Raw genomic sequence first — 19,367 nt, 5'->3', positions numbered from 1 at the left:
TGTTTATGCCTGGACCAAAATTATAATGATGGTCTGCCCACTCGAAAGAAGTTTCATGCAAGAGCCTGCAAATCTGTCGGAAAACGAACACAAAGAACGCAATGCCAAGCCCGCTAAGCCGGTGCGGGCCGAACGGCGACCGCAGCGCCAGGTCGAGCCACGGCGTGCCTTGCCACCCATAGTCTACCCAGAAGACTTGCCAGTCAGCGCTCGCCGGGGCGATATCGCGGCCGCCATCAAGGCACATCAGGTGGTAATTGTGTGCGGCGAGACGGGGTCCGGAAAAACGACGCAGTTACCCAAGATATGTTTGGAGCTCGGTCGTGGCCAGGAAAAAATGATAGGCCACACCCAACCGCGCAGGCTGGCGGCTACGTCGGTTGCCAAACGGATTGCCGAAGAACTGAAAACCGAGCTCGGCGACTGGGTGGGGTATCAGATACGCTTCAATGATCGCACAGGGCCAAACGCGGCGATCAAGCTGATGACTGACGGCATTTTGCTGGCGGAATCGCAGCGAGATCCTTTGCTGCGACGTTACGATACGATCATCATTGACGAAGCGCACGAACGCAGTCTGAATATCGATTTTCTGCTGGGATTCCTGAAGCAGTTGCTGCCCAAACGACGTGATTTGAAGTTGATCATTACTTCAGCCACCATTGACGCTGACCGCTTCTCGCAGCATTTTGCCGACAACGGCCGCCCGGCGCCGGTTATCGAGGTGTCGGGTCGCCTTTATCCCGTCGAGCTGGTTTATCGCCCCGTCTTGCAGGACAAAGAAGCCGGCGCTGAATCGGACAGCCGGCGGGCCACCGTCGACGAAGAGCGCGACCTGATCGATGCCATCGTGGAAGGCGTGGCCGAGTGCGCGCGCCACGGCGTCGGCGATGTCCTGGTTTTTCTGCCTGGCGAGCGGGAAATCCGCGAAACCGTCGAGGCGTTGCGCAAGAACCACCCCATCAGCACCGAGGTGCTTCCCTTATATGCACGGCTTTCTCAATCGGAACAAGAAAGGATCTTCAAGCCTCAAAGCAATGCCCGGCGCATTGTGCTGGCCACCAATGTCGCGGAGACTTCTCTTACGGTTCCAGGGATTCGCTATGTCGTGGATAGCGGTCTGGCACGCGTTAAACGATACTCCTGGCGCAACAAGGTAGAACAACTTCGCATCGAGCCTATCAGCCAGGCGTCCGCAAATCAACGTGCTGGCCGTTGTGGCCGTATTGGCCCGGGCATGTGTATTCGTTTGTACGACGAAACCGACTTTAAGGCTCGAGCCGCTTTTACGGATCCTGAAGTCTTGCGCTCGTCTCTGGCGTCAGTCATCTTGCGCATGAAAGCACTGAAGCTGGACGATATCGAGACGTTTCCTTTTGTCGACGCTCCTTCGGGACGCGCTATTGCCGATGGCTATCATCTGCTGCAGGAATTGGGCGCATTGGACGAAGACAACCGTCTGACCGCAACGGGCGAATCGCTGGCTCGATTGCCTGTGGATCCTCGTCTGGCGCGCATGATTCTTGCCGCCAAAGACCACGAATGCCTGAATGAGATCCTTATCATTGCATCGGCATTGTCGGTCCAAGACCCGCGTGATCGCCCCATGCAGGAGCGCGAGGCTTCCGAAGCGGCTCACGCCAAGTTCGGCGATGACAAATCGGAATTCGTCTCGTACTTGAAACTCTGGCGTTGGTACAACGAGCAGGTCGAACACAAAGCATCGCAGCGCAAGCTGGTTGCTTTATTGCGGCAGAATTTTCTGTCGCCATTGCGCCTGCGTGAGTGGCGGGACGTTCATAGTCAGCTTGCGTCCATCGTCGGAGAACAGGGCTGGCGGATGAATACGCTGGAAGCAACGTACGAACAGACTCATGTTGCTCTGCTCTCGGGGCTGCTGGGCAATATAGGCCTGAAAAGCGAAGAGTCGGGAGCCTATCAAGGCGCCCGAGATATCCGTTTCAACATTCATCCGGGCTCCCGGCTGGTCAAGAAGGCGGGGCGCTGGATAGTGGCTGCCGAACTGGTGGAAACGACTCGGCTATACGCGCGTTGCGTTGCTCGCATCGATCCCGTCTGGCTGGAAAAAGTAGGCGCGCATCTCATTCGCCGCACGTGGTCCGATCCTCGTTGGGAAAAAAAGGCGGGGCAAGTGGTGGCCAATGAACGAGCCACTTTGTATGGGTTGCCGGTGTACACCGGTCGTCGAATTCATTTTGGAAAAGTCGATCCGGCACAAGCGCGCGAGCTGTTCATTCGCCAAGCCCTGGTCACAGGCGAAATCGATACGCACCTGCCTTTCCTGAAACATAATCGTCAATTGATTGCGACGATCGAGAAGCTGGAACACCAAACCCGGCGACCGGATATCCTGGTTGACGATAGTCTGATTTACGCGTTCTACGATCAGCAGATCCCGGCCGAGGTCTATCAGACAGTGACTTTGGAAAAGTGGTTTAAGCGCTTAAGCAAAGAACAGGCGCAGGCCTTGATGCTGACGCGTGATGCGCTGATGAGGCATGATGCGGCGGGCATCACCACTGATGTCTTCCCCAAAAAGGTCGAATGGCAGGGCGTTCAGATGGCGCTCGATTATCATTTTGAGCCAGGGTCGGTACGCGACGGCGTGACCCTTACCGTTCCGTTGTTTGCCTTGAACAAGATCGATCCCTTACGCTGCGAGTGGTTGGTGCCCGGTATGGTGAAAGAAAAGGTTCATTTGCTGCTCAAGTCGCTGCCTCAAAAAATACGTCGCCATTGTGTTCCATTGCCCGAATATGCCGCTGGATTCGTCGATCGGTGGTTTGAACGCGCCGCCGAGCCGGAAGGGGGCTTGCTCGAAGCGATAGGGGCCGATATGTGGGAGCAACTCAAGATCCGTCCCTTGCGCAGCGACTTCAAGGTGGAAACCTTGCCCGCCCACTTATTCATGAATTTCAAGGTCGTGGATGAGAACGGCCGGATGCTGTCCGGTGGACGCAATCTCGACCAGCTCAAGGCCGAGCACGGAAAAGAGGCTCAAGCCTCGTTTCAAAAATTTGCCGCGAGCGATAACCAGGTGGCTCAGGCGCTTTCGCATGAAAAGCTGACCGACTGGACTTTTGGCCCTTTGCCCGAAATCATGGAAATCCGGAGGAAAGGTCAGTCGTTTGTCGGCTATCCGGCCCTGATCGATCGCCAAACGTATTGCGACCTGGACGTGTATGACGATCCGGCCGAGGCGCAGGTGCAGCACCATGCTGGCTTGTTGCGTCTGTTTCGCCTCGCCTTGCGTGAACAAGTCAAATTTCTGGAAAAAAATATTGCCGATCTGACACGTATGAGCATGCTCTACATGTCCTTGGGTTCTCAGGAAGAGCTGCGTGATCAAATCATCGATTGTGCGCTGGATCAGGCCTGTCTTGCAGAACCTTGGCCGCATAACCAAGAAAGTTTCGAGCAGCGCCGCAACGAGGGAAAATTGCGCCTGGGTTTATTAGCTCAGGAAATTGCCCGTCTGGCAGGCCAGATATTGACCGAATGGACGGCTTTACAGAAGAAGCTACCGCAGGCCCGTCCCCATCCTGCCGCTTATGCCGATATTCAAAAGCAACAGGGCAGCCTGATGACCAAATGGTTCTTGCGCGACACGCCGTATCGCCAACTTACCCACTACGCGCGCTATCTCAAGGCAGCGCAGGTACGGATCGACAAGCTACGTGCCGATCCGGCACGAGACGCACGACTCATGGCAGAGATGGCGCCACTGCTGGCTCAGTATCAACGCGCGGTATCCGCGCTCAAAGGCGCGCCCGATGCGCAACTGGAGGCGTTCCGTTGGCTGCTTGAAGAGTTGAGGGTCGCGCTGTTCGCCCAAGAGCTCCGAACCCCTATGCCAGTTTCGGTCAAACGCCTACAAAAAGCCTGGTCAACCATGCTGCGCTAGGTCTTGACCTGGCTTTCCCTAGGTACAATTAGCGCATGACCGAAGCGAATTCATCTCCTCTTTTTGTACATCTGCGCATCCACTCCGAGTTCTCCGTGGTGGATGGGATTGGCCGCATCCCCGATCTGGTGGCGAAAGCCGCCGAATTCGGCCAGCCGGCCATGGCACTGACCGACCTCTCCAATCTGTTTGGGCTTATCAAGTTCTACAAGGCGGCTCGTAAAGCGGGACTCAAGCCTATTGCGGGCTCAGATATTTGGATCGAAAACGAACAGGATCGAGACAAACCTTACCGGCTGCAGTTGTTGGTTCGCAATCAGCAGGGTTATCTGGCTTTGTGCGAGATCCTTAGCCGTGCCTGGCTCGAAAATCAGTATCGGGGCCGTGCTGAAGTGCGCCGCGAGTGGCTCATGAATTACACCGGCCTTATCGTTCTTTCGGGCGGGCGCATGGGCGACGTGGGACAAATGCTCGACGCTGGCAAAATAGACGAAGCCAAGGTCTTGGCTGCAAGTTGGTCTCGTGCTTTTCCGGGTAGTTACTACATTGAATTGCAACGTGCTGGCGTCGATGGCGATGAAGCCTACGTGCAGCATGCCATGCGTCTGGCTGGCGAGCTATCGCTTCCGGTCGTGGCAACCCATCCAGTGCAATTTGTTCACAGGGGCGATTTTCGCGCACACGAAGCACGGGTATGCATTGCAGAAGGCGAACAGCTTGCTAACCCCAAGCGAGTGCGACGCTTCACTGAAGACCAATACATGCTCAGTAGCCAGGAAATGGCAGAGCGCTTCGCTGATGTGCCGTCCGCGCTTGCCAACTCGGTGGAAATCGCCAAACGATGCAACCTGACCCTGGTTCTCGACAAGCCACGCCTGCCCGATTTCCCAACGCCCGACGGAATAACCCTCGATAACTACATGACTCAGCTGGCCGAAGAAGGCCTGGCGGTCAGGATGGAGCAGCTTTTCCCGGAAGAAGCACAGCGTCAGGAAAAATACCCCCAGTATCTCGAGCGCCTGAGGTGGGAATGTAAAACCATTACCAGCATGGGCTTTTCCGGCTATTTTCTTATCGTTGCCGATTTCATCAACTGGGGCAAGAAAAATGGGGTTCCGGTCGGTCCTGGGCGTGGATCAGGCGCCGGTTCGCTAGTGGCATATTCGTTGGGCATTACCGATCTTGACCCGATCTGTTACGACTTGCTGTTCGAACGCTTCCTGAATCCAGAACGCGTTTCCATGCCCGACTTCGATATCGATTTCTGCCAAGATAATCGCGAACGGGTCATCGACTATGTTAAGCAAAAATACGGCAAAGAGGCGGTAAGCCAGATCGCGACTTTTGGTACGCTCGGCGCCAAGGCGGTCGTGCGCGACGTAGGGCGGGTGTTGGAAATGCCATATATGCTGTGCGACGGCCTTTCCAAGATGATACCGTTCAGTCCAGCCGATCCCTGGACCCTGGCGCGCACGCTTGCTGAAGAACCGGCCTTCAAAGAGCGTTACGAACAAGATGAAGAAGTCCGGGCACTAATCGACCTGGCTCGACCGCTCGAAGGCCTGACCCGAAACATTGGCATGCACGCGGGCGGGGTGCTTATTGCACCCGGCAAGCTTACTGACTTTTGCCCCCTGTATTGTCAGCCAGGGGTCGACAGCAACGCCGTGTCGCAGTTCGACAAAGACGACGTCGAATCAGCGGGTCTGGTCAAGTTTGACTTTCTTGGCCTGCGCAACCTGACAATTCTGGATTGGGCCGTGCGCTTTGTGCGCCAGTTCAACGAGACCAAGCGCGATTTTGACATCATGGCGCTTTCCCTTGATGACCCGAAGGCGTACAAGCTGCTAAGCGAGGGCAATACCACTGCGGTCTTTCAGCTTGAATCGCGCGGGATGAAAGAGCTGCTGAAGAATCTTCGCCCCAATACATTTGAAGACGTTATCGCCATGCTGGCACTTTATCGGCCAGGCCCGCTTGAATCCGGCATGGTGGTTGACTTTGTTAATCGCAAGCACGGGCGGGCCGAAGTCGATTACTTCCACAAGGACCTCGAACCGGTACTCAAAAGCACTTACGGTGTGATTGTCTACCAAGAGCAGGTGATGCTCATTTCCCAGATCGTAGGCGGCTACTCTTTGGGCGGGGCCGATTTACTGCGTCGTGCCATGGGCAAGAAGAAGGCCGAAGAAATGGCCGAGCATCGCGCGATCTTCGAAAAGGGCGCCGTTCAAAAGGGTTATGACGCCGATCTTGCCGTCAAGCTATTCGACCTGATGGAGAAGTTCGCTGGCTACGGATTCAATAAGAGTCACTCCGCCGCCTATGCGCTGATTGCCTACCAGACCGCGTGGCTGAAGGCCTATCATCCCGCCGAATTCCTGGCGGCCACGTTGTCGTCCGACATGGACGACACCGACAAGGTCCAGATTTTCTGGAAGGATGCCTTGGCCAACGATGTTCAGGTATTGCCTCCCGACGTCAACGCATCGGCCTATCGCTTCGAGCCCGTCAATGACGAGCACTCTGCCAAAGGTAAGCCACCTCGCACCATGCGCTATGGCCTGGGCGCCGTCAAAGGCACCGGCCAGTCGGCAGTCGAAGCCATTATCAAAGCCCGCGAAGAGGGCGGGCCATTTGTCAGCCTTTTCGACTTCTGCCGCCGCATTGACCGTCATTCAGTCAATCGTCGTACCATCGAAGCCTTGATTCGCGCCGGCGCTTTTGACCTAATCGAAGAAAACCGCGCGGCTTTGCTGGCGACGGTGCCTAGTGCCATCGAAGCGGCAGAACAAGCCGAGCGCAGCGCTAACCAGGTCTCTTTGTTCGCGGACGACGCCAACGATATCGTCGAAGGCGAACTCGCCAAGGTCGCACCCTGGGATCTCCAAACTCGCTTTACCGAAGAAAAAGCCGCGCTTGGCTTTTTCTTTAGTGGTCATTTGTTCGATGCCTGGCGCGACGAAGTTCGCCGATTTGCACCGCAACCGCTGGCTCGGCTGGAAGCCGCGCGCGGCTTGCAATGGTTTGCCGGGGTTCTCTCTTCGGTTCGTCCGAAAATGACGCGCCGCGGGAAGATGCTGTACGCCATTCTGGACGACGGTTCGGCCCAAGTAGAAGTCGCCATTTTCAATGAACTGTACGAACAGCATCGAAATCGCCTGAAGGAAGATCGCCTGGTGATCGTTCATGGCAAAGTCAGTAATGATGACTATTCCGGTGGTTTGCGCGTGTCGGCAGAGTCCGTCTTCGATTTGCAATTGGCTCGCGAGGCCAGGGCGCGCAGCTTGCGGATCACCCTTAACGGGAATACCGACGCGGCCCGGCTACGGCAGCTACTGAACCCGTTCCGGGCAGAGCCAGAGAACGGCGTGCCAGGGGTTCCCGTGGAATTGCGCTTGCAGCATAGCGATTTCCTTTGCACCGTTCGCCTGGGAGAAGAATGGCGTGTCCGTATGGCCGACGCCATGCTCGAACAACTTAGCGAGTGGGCACAGCCCGATGGCGTGGAAATCAACTACGTATGAACACAGACCCTTTGCGCATTCTGCATTCTGAGGCAGCCACCAGCTTTGGCGGACAAGAGCAGTATATTCGTCGCATGATGCTTGCCATGCGCGAACGCGGTCACCATCTCGAAGCCGTTTGCCAGCCGGATGCCTTGCTGACCCAACGCTTGCGCGACGAAGGGTTTACGGTGCATACGACTTTTATGGATGGTCCTGCCAATTTCGTCAAGAGCGTGAGTAAGATCCGGCGCATATTGCGGCAGGGCAACTTCGATGTGCTGAATACCCATAGCCGTCGTGACACCATTGTTGCTGGCTGCTCGGGCCGCCTGGCAGGAACGCCTCTCATTGTGCGCACTCGCCATCTGGCAAACAAGGTAGGATCTTTACTCTCTTATACGGTAATTCCTCATCGCGTTACCACCGCCAGCGATTTCGTCCGGAATCACCTGATCGAGCGTGGTGTTCCGCCAGAATACGTGGCCACTGTTTACCCGGCCGTAGACCTGCCCCAGCCCCCGGACCAGTCGACTCTGCGCCAGGAACTGCAGCTTGCGCAAAGCGATATCATTGTGGGTTGTGTTGCTGTCATGCGAGCGCAAAAAGGTCACCGCGACCTTATCGATGCGATGGAACCCTTGTTCAGGCAGCGCCCGGATGTACATCTTGCTTTGGTGGGCGGGGGTTCGCCCGTTTTCGAGGAAATACTGGCGTACATAGCAGCAAAGAATATCGGGGGGCGCGTTCATATGCTCGGCGCCCGTCGTGATGTCCCAAACTTGCTGGCCGGCTTCGACATATTTGCTCTGGCGACAAGAAAAGAGGCGTCGGGCACTGTATTCGTCGAAGCTGGCGCAGCAGGGCTTCCAGTGGTCGGTACCAATGTCGATGGCGTGCCGGAAATGATGCAAGACGGCGTCAGCGGAATTTTAGTGCCGCTCGACGACAAGCCTGCGCTTACCGCCGCGCTGAAGCGGTTGATCGACGAACCGCAACTGCGTCAACAGATGGGCGAAGCGGGATTAAAGTTTTGCCGGGAGGAAAATCGCTTCAGCGCTGAATCGATGGCGCAACGGGCGGAAGCCTGTTATGCGCGCTGGCTTGCGGAGCGAAAGTCATGAAATATGCGCAAACCGTCCCGGTTCTGATGTACCACCACGTGTCACCCGTCGAGGGCATGATCACCACCTCGCCCATCAATTTCGAAAGCCAGCTCCAATGGTTGAAGAGGCGTGGCTATCAAACGCTCACGACTGACCAATTTGCCAGTCATTTAAACGGCAGCCCAGTACCGGTCAAATCGGTCCTTATTACCTTTGATGATGGATATCTTGATAACTGGGTATACGCTTATCCGTTATTGAAGAAATACGGGTACAGTGCCGTGATTTTTTTGGTGACATCCTGGGTCAACGACGGCCCCGTGCGTCATCATATGGGCCAAGGCGAACTTCCCCCGACCCCTTCCCATAATCAGTGTGAAGCGCTTATCGAGCAAGGCCGCAGCGACGACGTCATATTGCGCTGGAGCGAAATCAAGGCGATGCAGGCTGACAGCGCCTTCGAATTTCACAGTCATACGCATACGCACACGCGCTGGGATAAAGCCGACCCTGGTGAAAAAAACCGGCATATGGCCGAAGAGCTTGCCTTATCGAAAGAATCGCTGAAGGCACATTTGGGCGAGCCCTCTGAGCATTTTTGTTGGCCCCAGGGCTACTTCGATGCCGACTACGTCAAGCTCGCGCAGCAAGCGGGATTTCGATACCTTTACACCACGCAGGCTTTTGGCCAGAACCGCGCTTATACAGATCCCGCTTCGATTTATCGCTTTGCCGTTCGTAATACGTCGGGGAATTCGGTCGGACGCCGTCTTTCGATCGCCGCTCATCCATGGATTGGACCCTTGTTCAATCGCTGGAAGCTATGGAAACGAGCCCGCAGGCAGCAAGCATGACAACGTTATCGGTCATCATCATTACAAAGAACGAGGCACTGCATATCGGCGACTGTATCGATTCTGTTGCCTTCGCTGATGAAATCATTGTCGTGGATTCTGGCAGCACCGATGCGACCCGCGAGATCGCGGCGGCCAAAGGTGCAAAGGTGACACTTACGGAAGATTGGCCCGGTTTCGGCCAGCAAAAGAATAGGGCGCTTGGTTTGGCGACGCAAGAATGGGTACTGTCCATTGACGCCGACGAACGCGTCACGCCGGAACTCGCGCAAGAAATCCAGCGTATGGTTGCGCAACCTTCAGCAGAAGCGTACAAGATTGCGCGGCTGTCCAATTTTGGCGGCCGTTGGATACGCCATAGCGGTTGGTGGCCTGACTATGTCTTGCGCCTTTTTAAACGCGGCAAGGCTCGGTTCAAGGACGTAGCCGTGCACGAAAGCCTGCAGACTACTTCCACAGTACTAGCACTCCGGGGGCATTTTCTGCATTATCCGTACGCCGATCTTGAAAGCTTTATTGCCAAGATTAATCATTATTCCTCGGAAGCCGCGGCCATCATGCATGCCAAAGGAAAGCAAACGAGTGTTCTCGGGGCAACCGGCCATGCGTTCTGGACGTTTGTGCGCATCTACTTGATACGGCGCGGCTTCCTCGATGGAAAAGAAGGTTTTATTCTGGCGGTCATGGCCTCTGCAGGAAGCTTTTTTCGTTACAATAAGTTGCTATTTCTTAATAAAAGGCAAGTAAAGGCGCCTTCAGATTCCTTGAGCGCGTAGCATATATATATAATCTATTGATGATCCCTATTCTTATGTACCACCAGGTGGGTCAACCGCCTCCAAAAGGTTCTCCCTACCGCGGACTGACCGTCCATCCTTCTGATTTCAAACGTCAGATGACGTGGTTGCGCCGTTTTGGGTATCGGGGTCTTTCGATGCACGACCTTTTGCCTTACCTGCGCGGCGAGCGTCACGGGAAGGTGTTTGGTATAACTTTCGACGACGGCTACCGCAACGTTTTTCAGAATGCCATGCCCATTCTTAAAGAAATGAATTACACCGCCACTAATTATTTTGTCGCGCGGCAACTCGATGGCGGCAACGTTTGGGATTATGAAAAAGGCGTGCCCCATGCTGACCTGATGTCCATTGCCGAGATGCGGGAATGGGCGGCAGCCGGTCACGAAGTGGGTTCCCATACGCTGGATCATCCATATTTGCCCAACTTATCTCCCGAACTTGCCGACTACCAGATTCGGCAATCAAAGGTGGAACTCGAGCAAGCGTTGGGCACAGCGGTTACGGCGTTCTGTTATCCCTATGGGGGCGAATCGCCAGAAATCCGCAACATGGTTCATAACGCGGGCTACACCAATGCGACCACCACTCAACGGGGCTTGGCGAGGATCACTGATAGCCCTTATGGGCTTCCGCGCATTACCGTTTCACGCTCGACGCACATTCTCCGTTTTCTGCAAAAGTGCATGACCCGTCTTGAAGATCGTCGGCGCAAGGACTGATATCAGCCCACTATGTCCATGCCCCGCTTGAAGATCGCGTTCGTGGTTGATCGATTCGGTAATCGATTTGGCGGCGCCGAAGCCTACGGCGTCGCGTTAATGCGCGAACTCACAAAATGCCACGACGTTACGGTGCTGGCACGAGACTATGACGATGCCTGCGACTTACGCCTGCCGTTTGTGCCCTTGCGTTCTTGGTCGCGGTGGCCAAGCTGGATCCGGGTACTGATATTCGCCATTCGTGCGCGACGCGCTACGCGAAATGGTTACGATATCGTCCATTCTCACATGAACGGTTGGTGCGGTGATATCGAAGTCATTCATGTGACGCCCGTACGCTTTAACTGGCGAGTTCGGCCACTGCCGGTGCTCAAACGCCTGTTGTCATACGTTAGCCTCAGGGTGCAGACCTATCTTGGTCTGGAGGCACGGCGGGTCGCGCGCCGTCCGGCCCATAGGACCGTTGCCGTATCGGGCCTTATTGCCGAGCAGCTACGGCAAGCCTACGGTGATTCATTCATCTGTCCGGTAATTCCGCCAGGCGTGTCGCGTCCGGACACAAAAGGTGGTGCCCACAGGCACGTAATCCGCGAGCAAATGGGCTGGACAAACGACGATTGTGTCTGTCTGTTGGTAGCACGCAATCCTCTGCGCAAGGGACTGCCGACGGCGTTAAAAGCGCTTGCGCAACTGCCGGAAACATTCAAGCTTTTGGTCGTTGGTGGGAATGCGTCCACCCGCGAATTTATTCATAAAACGGCCGCATACTCGCATTTTTCGAATCGTGTCCGCGTGGTTGAAGAGACCTCAGACGTAGCTCCGTATTATCTGTCTGCCGATATCTATGTGCATCCGACCTTGAACGACAGTTTCGGTATGGCTCCTCTCGAAGCCATGTCCTTCGGTTTGCCGGTCATCCTCAGCCCCGGCCATTGCTGCGGTTTTGCCCAGTATGTTCGAGATGGGCAAGACGCTTTGGTACTAAGCCACCCAGAAGACGCTGCCCAACTGGCGCAGTTTGTCTTGCAAATTAAGGACGACGCAGCATGGCGCGAGCGCCTTGTTCAAGGTGGTAACGAAGTGGTCGACCGTCACAGCTGGCCGAAAATTGCCGATCAGTATCTGGAACTCTATCGCCAGGTAATTGCCGAACGAACAGAATTGGCCACAGCTGAGTCGAAAACCTAGTGCTGTGCCGCCATCACATTGGCTCTTGCTTCTGCTTCCCGAAACAGTGATTTGACTCTATCAATGTTCCATGGCCGCTCAATCAATTTTTCGTGATCCCATTCGCTTCGTGGTTCGCCCGGCTCGAAGAAATCGCCGCCATACACATGTATGGCGCAGGTCATTTTTCCGATCGGGTTCAGCACGGAATGGATAACGTCGCGAGGGAAGCTCGCCACATCGCCAGACCCCAGTGATTTGGCCCCAGCTGCCCTGATGCTTGTCTGTGTCCTCCGCCAAAGAATATTGTCTTCTCTGCCCGAGTAGATACCGATGACCGCGAACATTTGATGATTGTGCGGCATGAGGCTCATGCAGGGCGCCCAGACGAACTTGATGATGGTTAGATCGGGCGCCCTGTAAAGGGGTGTAATGCCGGCGTGCTCGGGTGTTCCGAGCCCCTTCATTACACCCTCGCTGTCGGAAACCGCTAAGGCTACTATCTCGCGGATAGCGTCTCGTCCGGCAGGAACGGCTTCTATACAGTCCTGAATAAATCGATCTTTATCAAACATGATCCTGTCCTGATCCTTGCCAACGTTTGTTTACGTAGGAGCGATGTTCTGGTTCATATGAAACAGATTATCAGGATCATATTTTCGTTTGATCTGTGCCAAACGATCATAATTTGCACCATAAGCGGAGCGCACCCGATCGGTTTCATCAGAGGTCAGAAAGTTCACATAGACGCCACCGCTTGCGAACGGAGCCGAGGCAGCGAAAAAGTCGCGCGCCCAAGCTATGCAGCGCTTGTCATCCGCTGGGTCGTCCCAACGGCCATGTACGTTCATGACATATCGCGCGTCACGATGGGCGTAGGCCGTAAAGTCGGAAGGCTTTCGCGTTGTGGCGCCGCCGATAGCACCAAAGAAAATTTCGCATTGTGGCGATGGAAGCTTTCCGATGTATTCAATAACGGCATCGAACAGTCCGTCATCCAGCTTGGCGAAATTGTGGGATTTCCAATAATTCCGGGCTCCCGGAGTTAACAGTGGATCAAAGGCCTTTTGCCAATTGACATAGGGTTGAACGCCGATATGTTCGCCGAGCAAGGTGCCAAATTTGCGCAAGGGATCGACCATCTTGGTGCCTTGATCTGGATCGCCCACATAAAGTATGGCAAGCACTACGACTGCCTGGCCATGGACGTCGGCTGGCAGGAACGGCAGCGGTGGAGCTTTGCGCAGGACGCTCCACACGGTGAGATCGTCAGGCGCCGCAGCCATAAAGTCGCGATATTGCTGAAGTACCGATTTCGCCTCGGATATCGGATAGACCATCAGGCCACTTAACAAGTCTGGTCCAACCTGGTGAAGATTAAATGTAAATCGCGTGACCACTCCGAAGTTGCCTCCGCCGCCTCTCAGTGCCCAAAACAGGTCCGGATACTCGGTTTCGCTGGCCCGTATGAGTCCGCCATCTGCCATGACGACCTCTGCCGATTCCAGATTATCTACCGTCATTCCGAACTTTCGGCTAAGCCATCCAAAGCCACCGCCTAGCGTTAAACCCGCTACGCCGGTGGTCGAGTTGATACCGAGGGGAGTTGCCAGCCCATGCGCCTGTGTCGCGGCGTCCATATCGGCAAGGGTGGCGCCGCCTTCGACCGTGGCGCGGCGAGTGGCGGGATCCACGTTTGCCGCCTTCATTCCCGAGAGGTCGATGACTATGCCGTCGTCGCACATCGCGTTCCCGGCGATATTGTGGCCGCCGCCGCGCACGGCGAGAAGAATACCGTTATCTCGTGCAAAGTTGACTGCGCGAACTACATCTTGTGTTGTGGAGCAACGCGCAATTAGCGCAGGACGCTTGTCAACGGTTGCGTTCCAGATTTTTCGTGCGTCTTCATAGGCAGGATCTTCCGGCAGTAAGATTTCTCCGCCGAATCCACCTTGTAGTTCTTCGGTGTTCAAGACTTGAGCATTCGTCATGGTTCTCTCCATAGTGCGTTATCGCAAACTACGTCTCATGCAGTTAAATGCAGAACCTGCCGGATGTTCTGGATGATGTGGACTATTCTGAGCATGGCCTTTTCGGTCAGTTTGATGCTAGACCCGGCACTCCACTTGCAGGGGCGCAATGTCTTGGCTGCGACCCTTTTCCATTGATTACTATACTCTCGACTTACTCCGCACTGAAATACTGAAAAACGCGGTATTTTTTCTTTTTTGTATCTACTGGCATCATCTGGCACAGTGAGAACGCAACAGACCGTGTAGCTGTTTCCATCCTTGCCAGATGGCTGAAGCCAAATGTAAACGGGCCCGACTGCCTGCCTTTGCCGAACAATCGATGTATGCACTTCACGGCTTGGGCGCCAAGGATCATCCCGGCTTATGAAGCCACCATCCCAGCCAGCGCATTAATGTCGGCATAACGACGTAAGACATGGTGGGCACGATCAATGCCGTCAATATGGCAATCCGCAGCAGGAACGGCAACCCTTCTAACAGGGGTGAACCAAACCATAGAGATACCGATACGGTGGGAAAGATTCCTAACCAACTTACTGCCGCCAGGCGGGCTTTATAAGCCCCGCGGACACGAGGAAGCATCTCGGTCAACGTAAAAATAGCTTTCGTTTCGATGAAGTGGCAACGATAGGTGGACGGCTCGGACCATGATTCGAGCTTTTTGTGCCAGCCCTTGCTTTCTATAGATTTCCGCCACTCATCCAGGTGATGCTGGGTAGAGAATTTCTGTATAAGCTTACATGCAAGTTTCTTCCGAAAACCCAGGGCAGATAAGTCGTGAGAGGATTGACATATTTAACTGGAGACGTTTTTTTAGAAAGTAAAAATACTTTTGCGCGGGAGCCCAGCAGGGCGACCAAGCGACACGCGAGGGCAGCAGCCCCAGGGTGTCTTCGTGCAGCAAGGGGCCGGCGCCAAAGTCCGCCCGGGCGGCTTCTGCCGGGCCGAAGGCCAGCGGCATGGTGGCCTTGGGGGGGCGGGCTCCTGCGAGCCAGAGCGACATCCGGTATAGCCGTGTGAGCGTCGTGTACGGGGAAAAACTGCTGGACCGGACACTACAGAAAGGATTGCGTTAAGACGCCTGTTTGGTTTATCGAATACCTCGCTATGCATTCGATCTCCAGGCAGCGAACCCACGCTGCATCCTAACTTTTTCGACATATGCAAACGGGTTGTGGGAGAGACTCAGCTCGCGGTCACGTTCACGACTCATGGTCATCGCTTGACGCCACAGCTGGTCGAGCGCCTCAAGGGCTCGATCCACTTTGCACGCATTAGCGTTGACGGGGTAGGTCGCACCTATGAAGAACAGCGCGGGAAGCAGTTTGCCAGTCTGCTCCGAGGCATGGAGTCGATTGCGACCTTGTCGCCCGTTGGAATCAACGTCGTGATCAACGAGCGCACGGTTACAGAACTTGACGCGATGAGCGAGCTCGCGCAAAAGGTTGGAGCTAGTGAATTGCTGTTGCTTCGATGGAGTGGTCGGCCGAGCACTTCAGGACTGGGTTTCTAACTACAGAGGCAAGGTTCGCCTCGCGGTCAGTGAGGCGGGTGCGACAGGATTGCCTACGTGCGACCTCTCCCCGATGAGCGAGGCCTTCAGGCCTATGCGCACATAGACGCGTCCGGAATGCTGCGCGCGAGTTCTTACTCGCCCGTCGGCACGAAGATTGGAGACGCCGGCGTTCTGTCGGCGCTTAAGCGACTCAGAAATATGTTCGAGATCGAAAGTGAGACGCAATCATGAAAATTTGGAATGGATAAGGGCATCGTGCGCCCATGATTTCAGCCCGCCCAAACCAGGCATGCTGGTCTTAGCATACGGAGCTACACCGCGCACTTTCAAGGCGATGCCACATTACGCACTAGGGTTTTCATCGATTCAATATTTGCGTCTGTCACTTAAGCTGCACTATAAATTTGCATGAAGATCGATAGGAACCTCAAGGTGACAGTTGAATCCATTGAAGATTTGCGTAGGTTTCTGGAGTACGAACGCCGTGGAACCGGTCGGGGACGTGTTGGTGACAAAACGCTTGCTGTCCTGGCCGATATGCTTAATCGGCCTGGCGCTGCCGCGGTGGAGAGCATTTCCGAGATTGCTGCCCATAGCCGGGTCGACCCTTCTACGCTGACACGCCTGGGTAAGCGACTCGGGTTCACCGGCTTTACCGAACTACAGGATATTTTCCGGCGCCATGTAACGCAAACGCAGCCGTTTTACAGTACCCGCATCCATGAGCGCGTACTCGATGCCCAAGGCAACAGCCAAACCGAACTGCTGAGGCATCACGCTGCAACCGAATGCCAAAAACTGCTGGCCGCTGTTGACAAGATAGACCCGCTGCTGGTTGACCAGGCCGCCGACCTTCTTGCCTCGGCGAAAAACGTCTTCGTATTAGGCCTTCGAGCCACCTACGGCTTGAGCTTTTTCCTGGGCAGCTACCTTGCCACCATCCGGGACAATGTGCGAATCCTTGGCGGCCCCGGTCAGGCACTCACCTCCGATCTGATCGCCATCCACAAAGACGACCTGTTGGTGGCCATCTCCTTTAGTCCGTACACCCGCAACGTGGTGACTTCCGTAGACATTGCCAAGGACATAGGCGCAAAAGTGCTCTCCATCACCGACGCGGTTTCCCCGCTCGAAGTGGCTGGTAGCCATGGCGTGACCATCGCCGTTGACCAGCCTTTTTACTTCGATTCGGCGACTTCTCATTTCTTTGTCCTGCAGGCCATCCTTTTAGCAACCGCCAGGCGCATTGGCCCGGCCGCCGTCGAAGTGTCCAAGCGGCGCGAGTTTATCGATAAAGCCCTAAACATTGAAGTCAGATAGGCCACGGCAGGACGCCGTTCTTTCAACCGAGACCAACCACGATCCCCGACTCCTATGACAACTGCAACCAGCTCACTTCAAGATGCTCTGCAAGACGCTCACGCGCGTTACGCAGCGGCCAACCCCAAAAGCCTTGCGCAGCACCGCAACGCAGCAAAAGTGTTGCCCGGGGGCAATACACGCACGGTTCTCTTTAGCGACCCGTTTCCGGTCTGCGTCAGTGCCGCTGAAGGGTGCTACGTGCATTCGCTGGATGGCGACGTCTATGCTGACTACCTGGGGGAGTACACGGCCGGACTTTTCGGGCATTCCGAGCCCGCCATCAAAGAAGCCGTGCAACGAGCGCTGGATAGCGGCTGGGTGCGCGGTGGTCATATCCCGCAAGAGGCTGAATTAGCCTCGCTCATTTGCGAGCGTTTCCCTTCGATCGAGCGAGTCCGGTTTGCCAATTCAGGCACGGAGGCCAACCTGTACGCCATCCAAACCGCGCGGGCCGTGTCCGGTAAAAACAAAGTCGTGGTGTTTGAAGGCGGCTACCACGGTGGCGTGTTCGTGTTTAGCGGCGCTAAAAGCCCGATTACGGCGCCGTTCGACTTCATTATCGCGCCGTACAACGACTGGGCGGGCACGCTCGCCCTGCTTGAGGCTGACAAGCGCGACATAGCATGCGTGCTTATTGAGGCTCACCAAGGCTCGGGCGGCTGCATCCCGGCAACACCGGCGTTTCTCAAGCACATCGAAGCCTGGGCCAACGAGCACGAAGCCCTCTTTATCCTGGACGAAGTGATGACGTCGCGGTTATCGGGAGGCGGGCTTCAAGAGGTCTACGGACTCAAGCCCGACATGACGACGCTCGGAAAATACATCGGCGGCGGTTTTAGCTTTGGCGCCTTTGGCGGCCGTGCCGACATCATGGAGCGCTACAACCCGCTGCGGCCCAACTACATCGGGCACGCAGGCACCTTCAATAACAACGTCTTCACCATGTACGCCGGTGTGGCGGGCTACGGCAAGGTGTTTACGCCCGAGGTGGCCAAGGCGCTCACCGCCAAAGGCGAGAGCCTACGCAAGCGACTCAATAAAATCGCCCGCACGGCCGCATTTCCCATGCAATTCACAGGCCTGGGCTCGATGATGAACGTACATATGTGCCCTGGTGAGATCACAAGCACGCGCGACCACAGCCGCAGCAACCCATTGCTTCGTGACCTCTTTTACTTTGACATGCTCGAGCAAGGCATCTGGCCGGCTCGCCGCGGCATGCTCAATTTGTCGCTGCCGATGGGTCAAAAGGAATTTGACCAGCTTGCCGACGCCGTGTCTCACTTCGTGGAAACGCGCCGGGACTTGCAAATATGAGCGCAATCGAGCTACGAAACATCTCCAAAAACTTCGGCGATACGCAGGTCATTTTCCCCACCGACCTGACAGTCGAGCATGGCGAGCTCGTCACGCTGCTTGGACCCAGCGGCTCGGGCAAGAGCACGGTGCTGTCGATGATCGCGGGGCTACTTACCCCGAGCAGCGGCCAGATATTGATTGGCGGCAAGGACATCACGCATGTGCCGTCGGCAAGGCGCAATCTTGGCATGGTGTTTCAAAGCTACGCGCTTTTCCCCCACATGACGGTTTTCGACAACGTGGCGTTCCCCCTTACGATTCGAAAGTTTTCCAAAGCGCAGATCGAAAAGAAGGTAAAGCGTGTGCTCGATATGGTGCGCCTCGAAGGCTTGGAAAAACGCAAGCAAACCGAATTATCGGGCGGGCAACAGCAGCGTGTCGCGCTTGCGCGGGCTCTGGTCTTCGAGCCGGATATTCTTCTCTTGGATGAGCCCTTGGGCGCACTCGATAAAAAGCTGCGCGAGGAAGTGCAGTTGGAACTGCGACAGTTGCAGCGCAACCTGGGTGTGACCACCATCATGGTGACTCACGACCAGGAGGAGGCACTCTCCTTGTCAACGCGTCTGGTCGTGCTCGACGCGGGCCGTGTTCAGCAGGTTGGCACGCCCGAGCAAGCCTACAAGAAACCGGTGAACAAATTTGTGGCTGAGTTTCTTGGTACGGCCAACCTGTGGCGGGGCAATGCCCACGAGGTGAATGAGGCGCCCTATATCAGCCTGCCCTCTGGCGAGCGACTGCCTTGCCCGCCCAACAGCACCTATCAAGGCGGCGCGCATCTGCTGGTCAGGCCCGAGGACCTGCGCATCAACGAGCCTGACCCAGTGCACGGCTTACCCGCCACCGTCACTGAAACGGTGTACTTGGGCCAAAGCACCCGAATGCACCTGGAGACGGCGAGCGGTCTGCCCGTTGTCGCCATGCTCAATGGCATGCAGGCTTTTAGCGAAGGGCAATCCGTCATGCTTACTTGGGCCCCTGAAAATACCTGGGTCATCCCAGCATAACGGGGCGTCAAGCCCC

General features: G+C 55.7%; 13 protein-coding genes. 11 read left to right on the top strand and 2 right to left on the bottom strand.

What is annotated here, in order from left to right:
• The first annotated feature begins 55 nt into the window (after positions 1 to 55).
• The 7 genes from hrpA to EKL30_RS07535 are packed head-to-tail and all read left to right on the top strand — an operon-like array spanning position 56 to position 12,098.
• Positions 56 to 3,925: an ATP-dependent RNA helicase HrpA gene (hrpA, locus tag EKL30_RS07565; protein ID WP_126706621.1), complete on the top strand. Its 3,870-nt coding sequence runs from the start codon at positions 56 to 58 to the stop codon at positions 3,923 to 3,925.
• 35 nt (positions 3,926 to 3,960) lie between these two features.
• Positions 3,961 to 7,452 carry a DNA polymerase III subunit alpha gene (gene dnaE, locus EKL30_RS07560; protein ID WP_126706620.1) on the top strand — a complete coding sequence of 1,164 codons (3,492 nt, stop codon included), beginning with the start codon at positions 3,961 to 3,963 and terminating at the stop codon, positions 7,450 to 7,452.
• Positions 7,449 to 8,555: a glycosyltransferase family 4 protein gene (locus tag EKL30_RS07555; protein ID WP_126706619.1), complete on the top strand. Its 1,107-nt coding sequence runs from the start codon at positions 7,449 to 7,451 to the stop codon at positions 8,553 to 8,555. Before dnaE ends, EKL30_RS07555 begins: the two co-directional genes overlap by 4 nt.
• The gene (locus EKL30_RS07550; RefSeq protein WP_126706618.1) at positions 8,552 to 9,391 is read left to right on the top strand and encodes a polysaccharide deacetylase family protein; all 840 of its coding nucleotides are present in this window, start codon (positions 8,552 to 8,554) and stop codon (positions 9,389 to 9,391) included. Before EKL30_RS07555 ends, EKL30_RS07550 begins: the two co-directional genes overlap by 4 nt.
• On the top strand, positions 9,388 to 10,167 hold the full coding sequence (locus EKL30_RS07545) for a glycosyltransferase family 2 protein (RefSeq protein WP_126706617.1): 780 nt from the start codon (positions 9,388 to 9,390) through the stop codon (positions 10,165 to 10,167). The genes EKL30_RS07550 and EKL30_RS07545 overlap by 4 nt, the downstream gene beginning before the upstream one ends.
• Before the next feature lie 17 nt (positions 10,168 to 10,184).
• The gene (locus EKL30_RS07540) at positions 10,185 to 10,910 is read left to right on the top strand and encodes a polysaccharide deacetylase family protein (RefSeq protein WP_126706616.1); all 726 of its coding nucleotides are present in this window, start codon (positions 10,185 to 10,187) and stop codon (positions 10,908 to 10,910) included.
• Between the two features lie 12 nt (positions 10,911 to 10,922).
• Entirely contained in the window at positions 10,923 to 12,098 is a 1,176-nt protein-coding gene (locus EKL30_RS07535; RefSeq protein WP_233582904.1) for a glycosyltransferase family 4 protein, read from the top strand.
• On the opposite strand, the gene EKL30_RS07530 is transcribed toward EKL30_RS07535, so the two are convergent.
• Together EKL30_RS07530 and EKL30_RS07525 are read right to left on the bottom strand one after the other, a co-directional pair.
• On the bottom strand, positions 12,095 to 12,652 hold the full coding sequence (locus EKL30_RS07530) for a hypothetical protein (RefSeq protein ID WP_126706615.1): 558 nt from the start codon (positions 12,650 to 12,652) through the stop codon (positions 12,095 to 12,097). The genes EKL30_RS07535 and EKL30_RS07530 overlap by 4 nt on opposite strands.
• A gap of 30 nt (positions 12,653 to 12,682) precedes the next feature.
• Entirely contained in the window at positions 12,683 to 14,068 is a 1,386-nt protein-coding gene (locus EKL30_RS07525; RefSeq protein WP_126706614.1) for an FAD-binding oxidoreductase, read from the bottom strand.
• A 1,216-nt stretch (positions 14,069 to 15,284) separates the two neighbouring features.
• On the opposite strand from EKL30_RS07525, the gene EKL30_RS18975 reads away from it, so the two are divergent.
• The 4 genes from EKL30_RS18975 (at position 15,285) to EKL30_RS07505 (ending at position 19,351) form a co-directional block, all read left to right on the top strand.
• Positions 15,285 to 15,623 (top strand): hypothetical protein, encoded by a 339-nt coding sequence (locus EKL30_RS18975; RefSeq protein WP_199748509.1) that lies wholly within the window; start codon positions 15,285 to 15,287, stop codon positions 15,621 to 15,623.
• Between the two features lie 435 nt (positions 15,624 to 16,058).
• Positions 16,059 to 16,946: a MurR/RpiR family transcriptional regulator gene (locus tag EKL30_RS07515; RefSeq protein ID WP_158618407.1), complete on the top strand. Its 888-nt coding sequence runs from the start codon at positions 16,059 to 16,061 to the stop codon at positions 16,944 to 16,946.
• Positions 16,947 to 17,000: 54 nt separating this feature from the next.
• Positions 17,001 to 18,305, top strand: a complete 1,305-nt coding sequence (locus EKL30_RS07510) for an aspartate aminotransferase family protein (RefSeq protein WP_126706612.1) — start codon at positions 17,001 to 17,003, stop codon at positions 18,303 to 18,305.
• A complete protein-coding gene (locus tag EKL30_RS07505; RefSeq protein ID WP_126706611.1) occupies positions 18,302 to 19,351 on the top strand; it encodes an ABC transporter ATP-binding protein in 1,050 nt (349 codons plus the stop codon). The genes EKL30_RS07510 and EKL30_RS07505 overlap by 4 nt, the downstream gene beginning before the upstream one ends.
• Positions 19,352 to 19,367 lie beyond the last annotated feature (16 nt).

Source organism: Candidimonas sp. SYP-B2681 (assembly GCF_003971065.1).
In the GTDB taxonomy this organism is placed as follows: Bacteria; Pseudomonadota; Gammaproteobacteria; order Burkholderiales; family Burkholderiaceae_B; genus Pollutimonas.
This window is presented reverse-complemented; position numbering and strand designations above follow the sequence as displayed.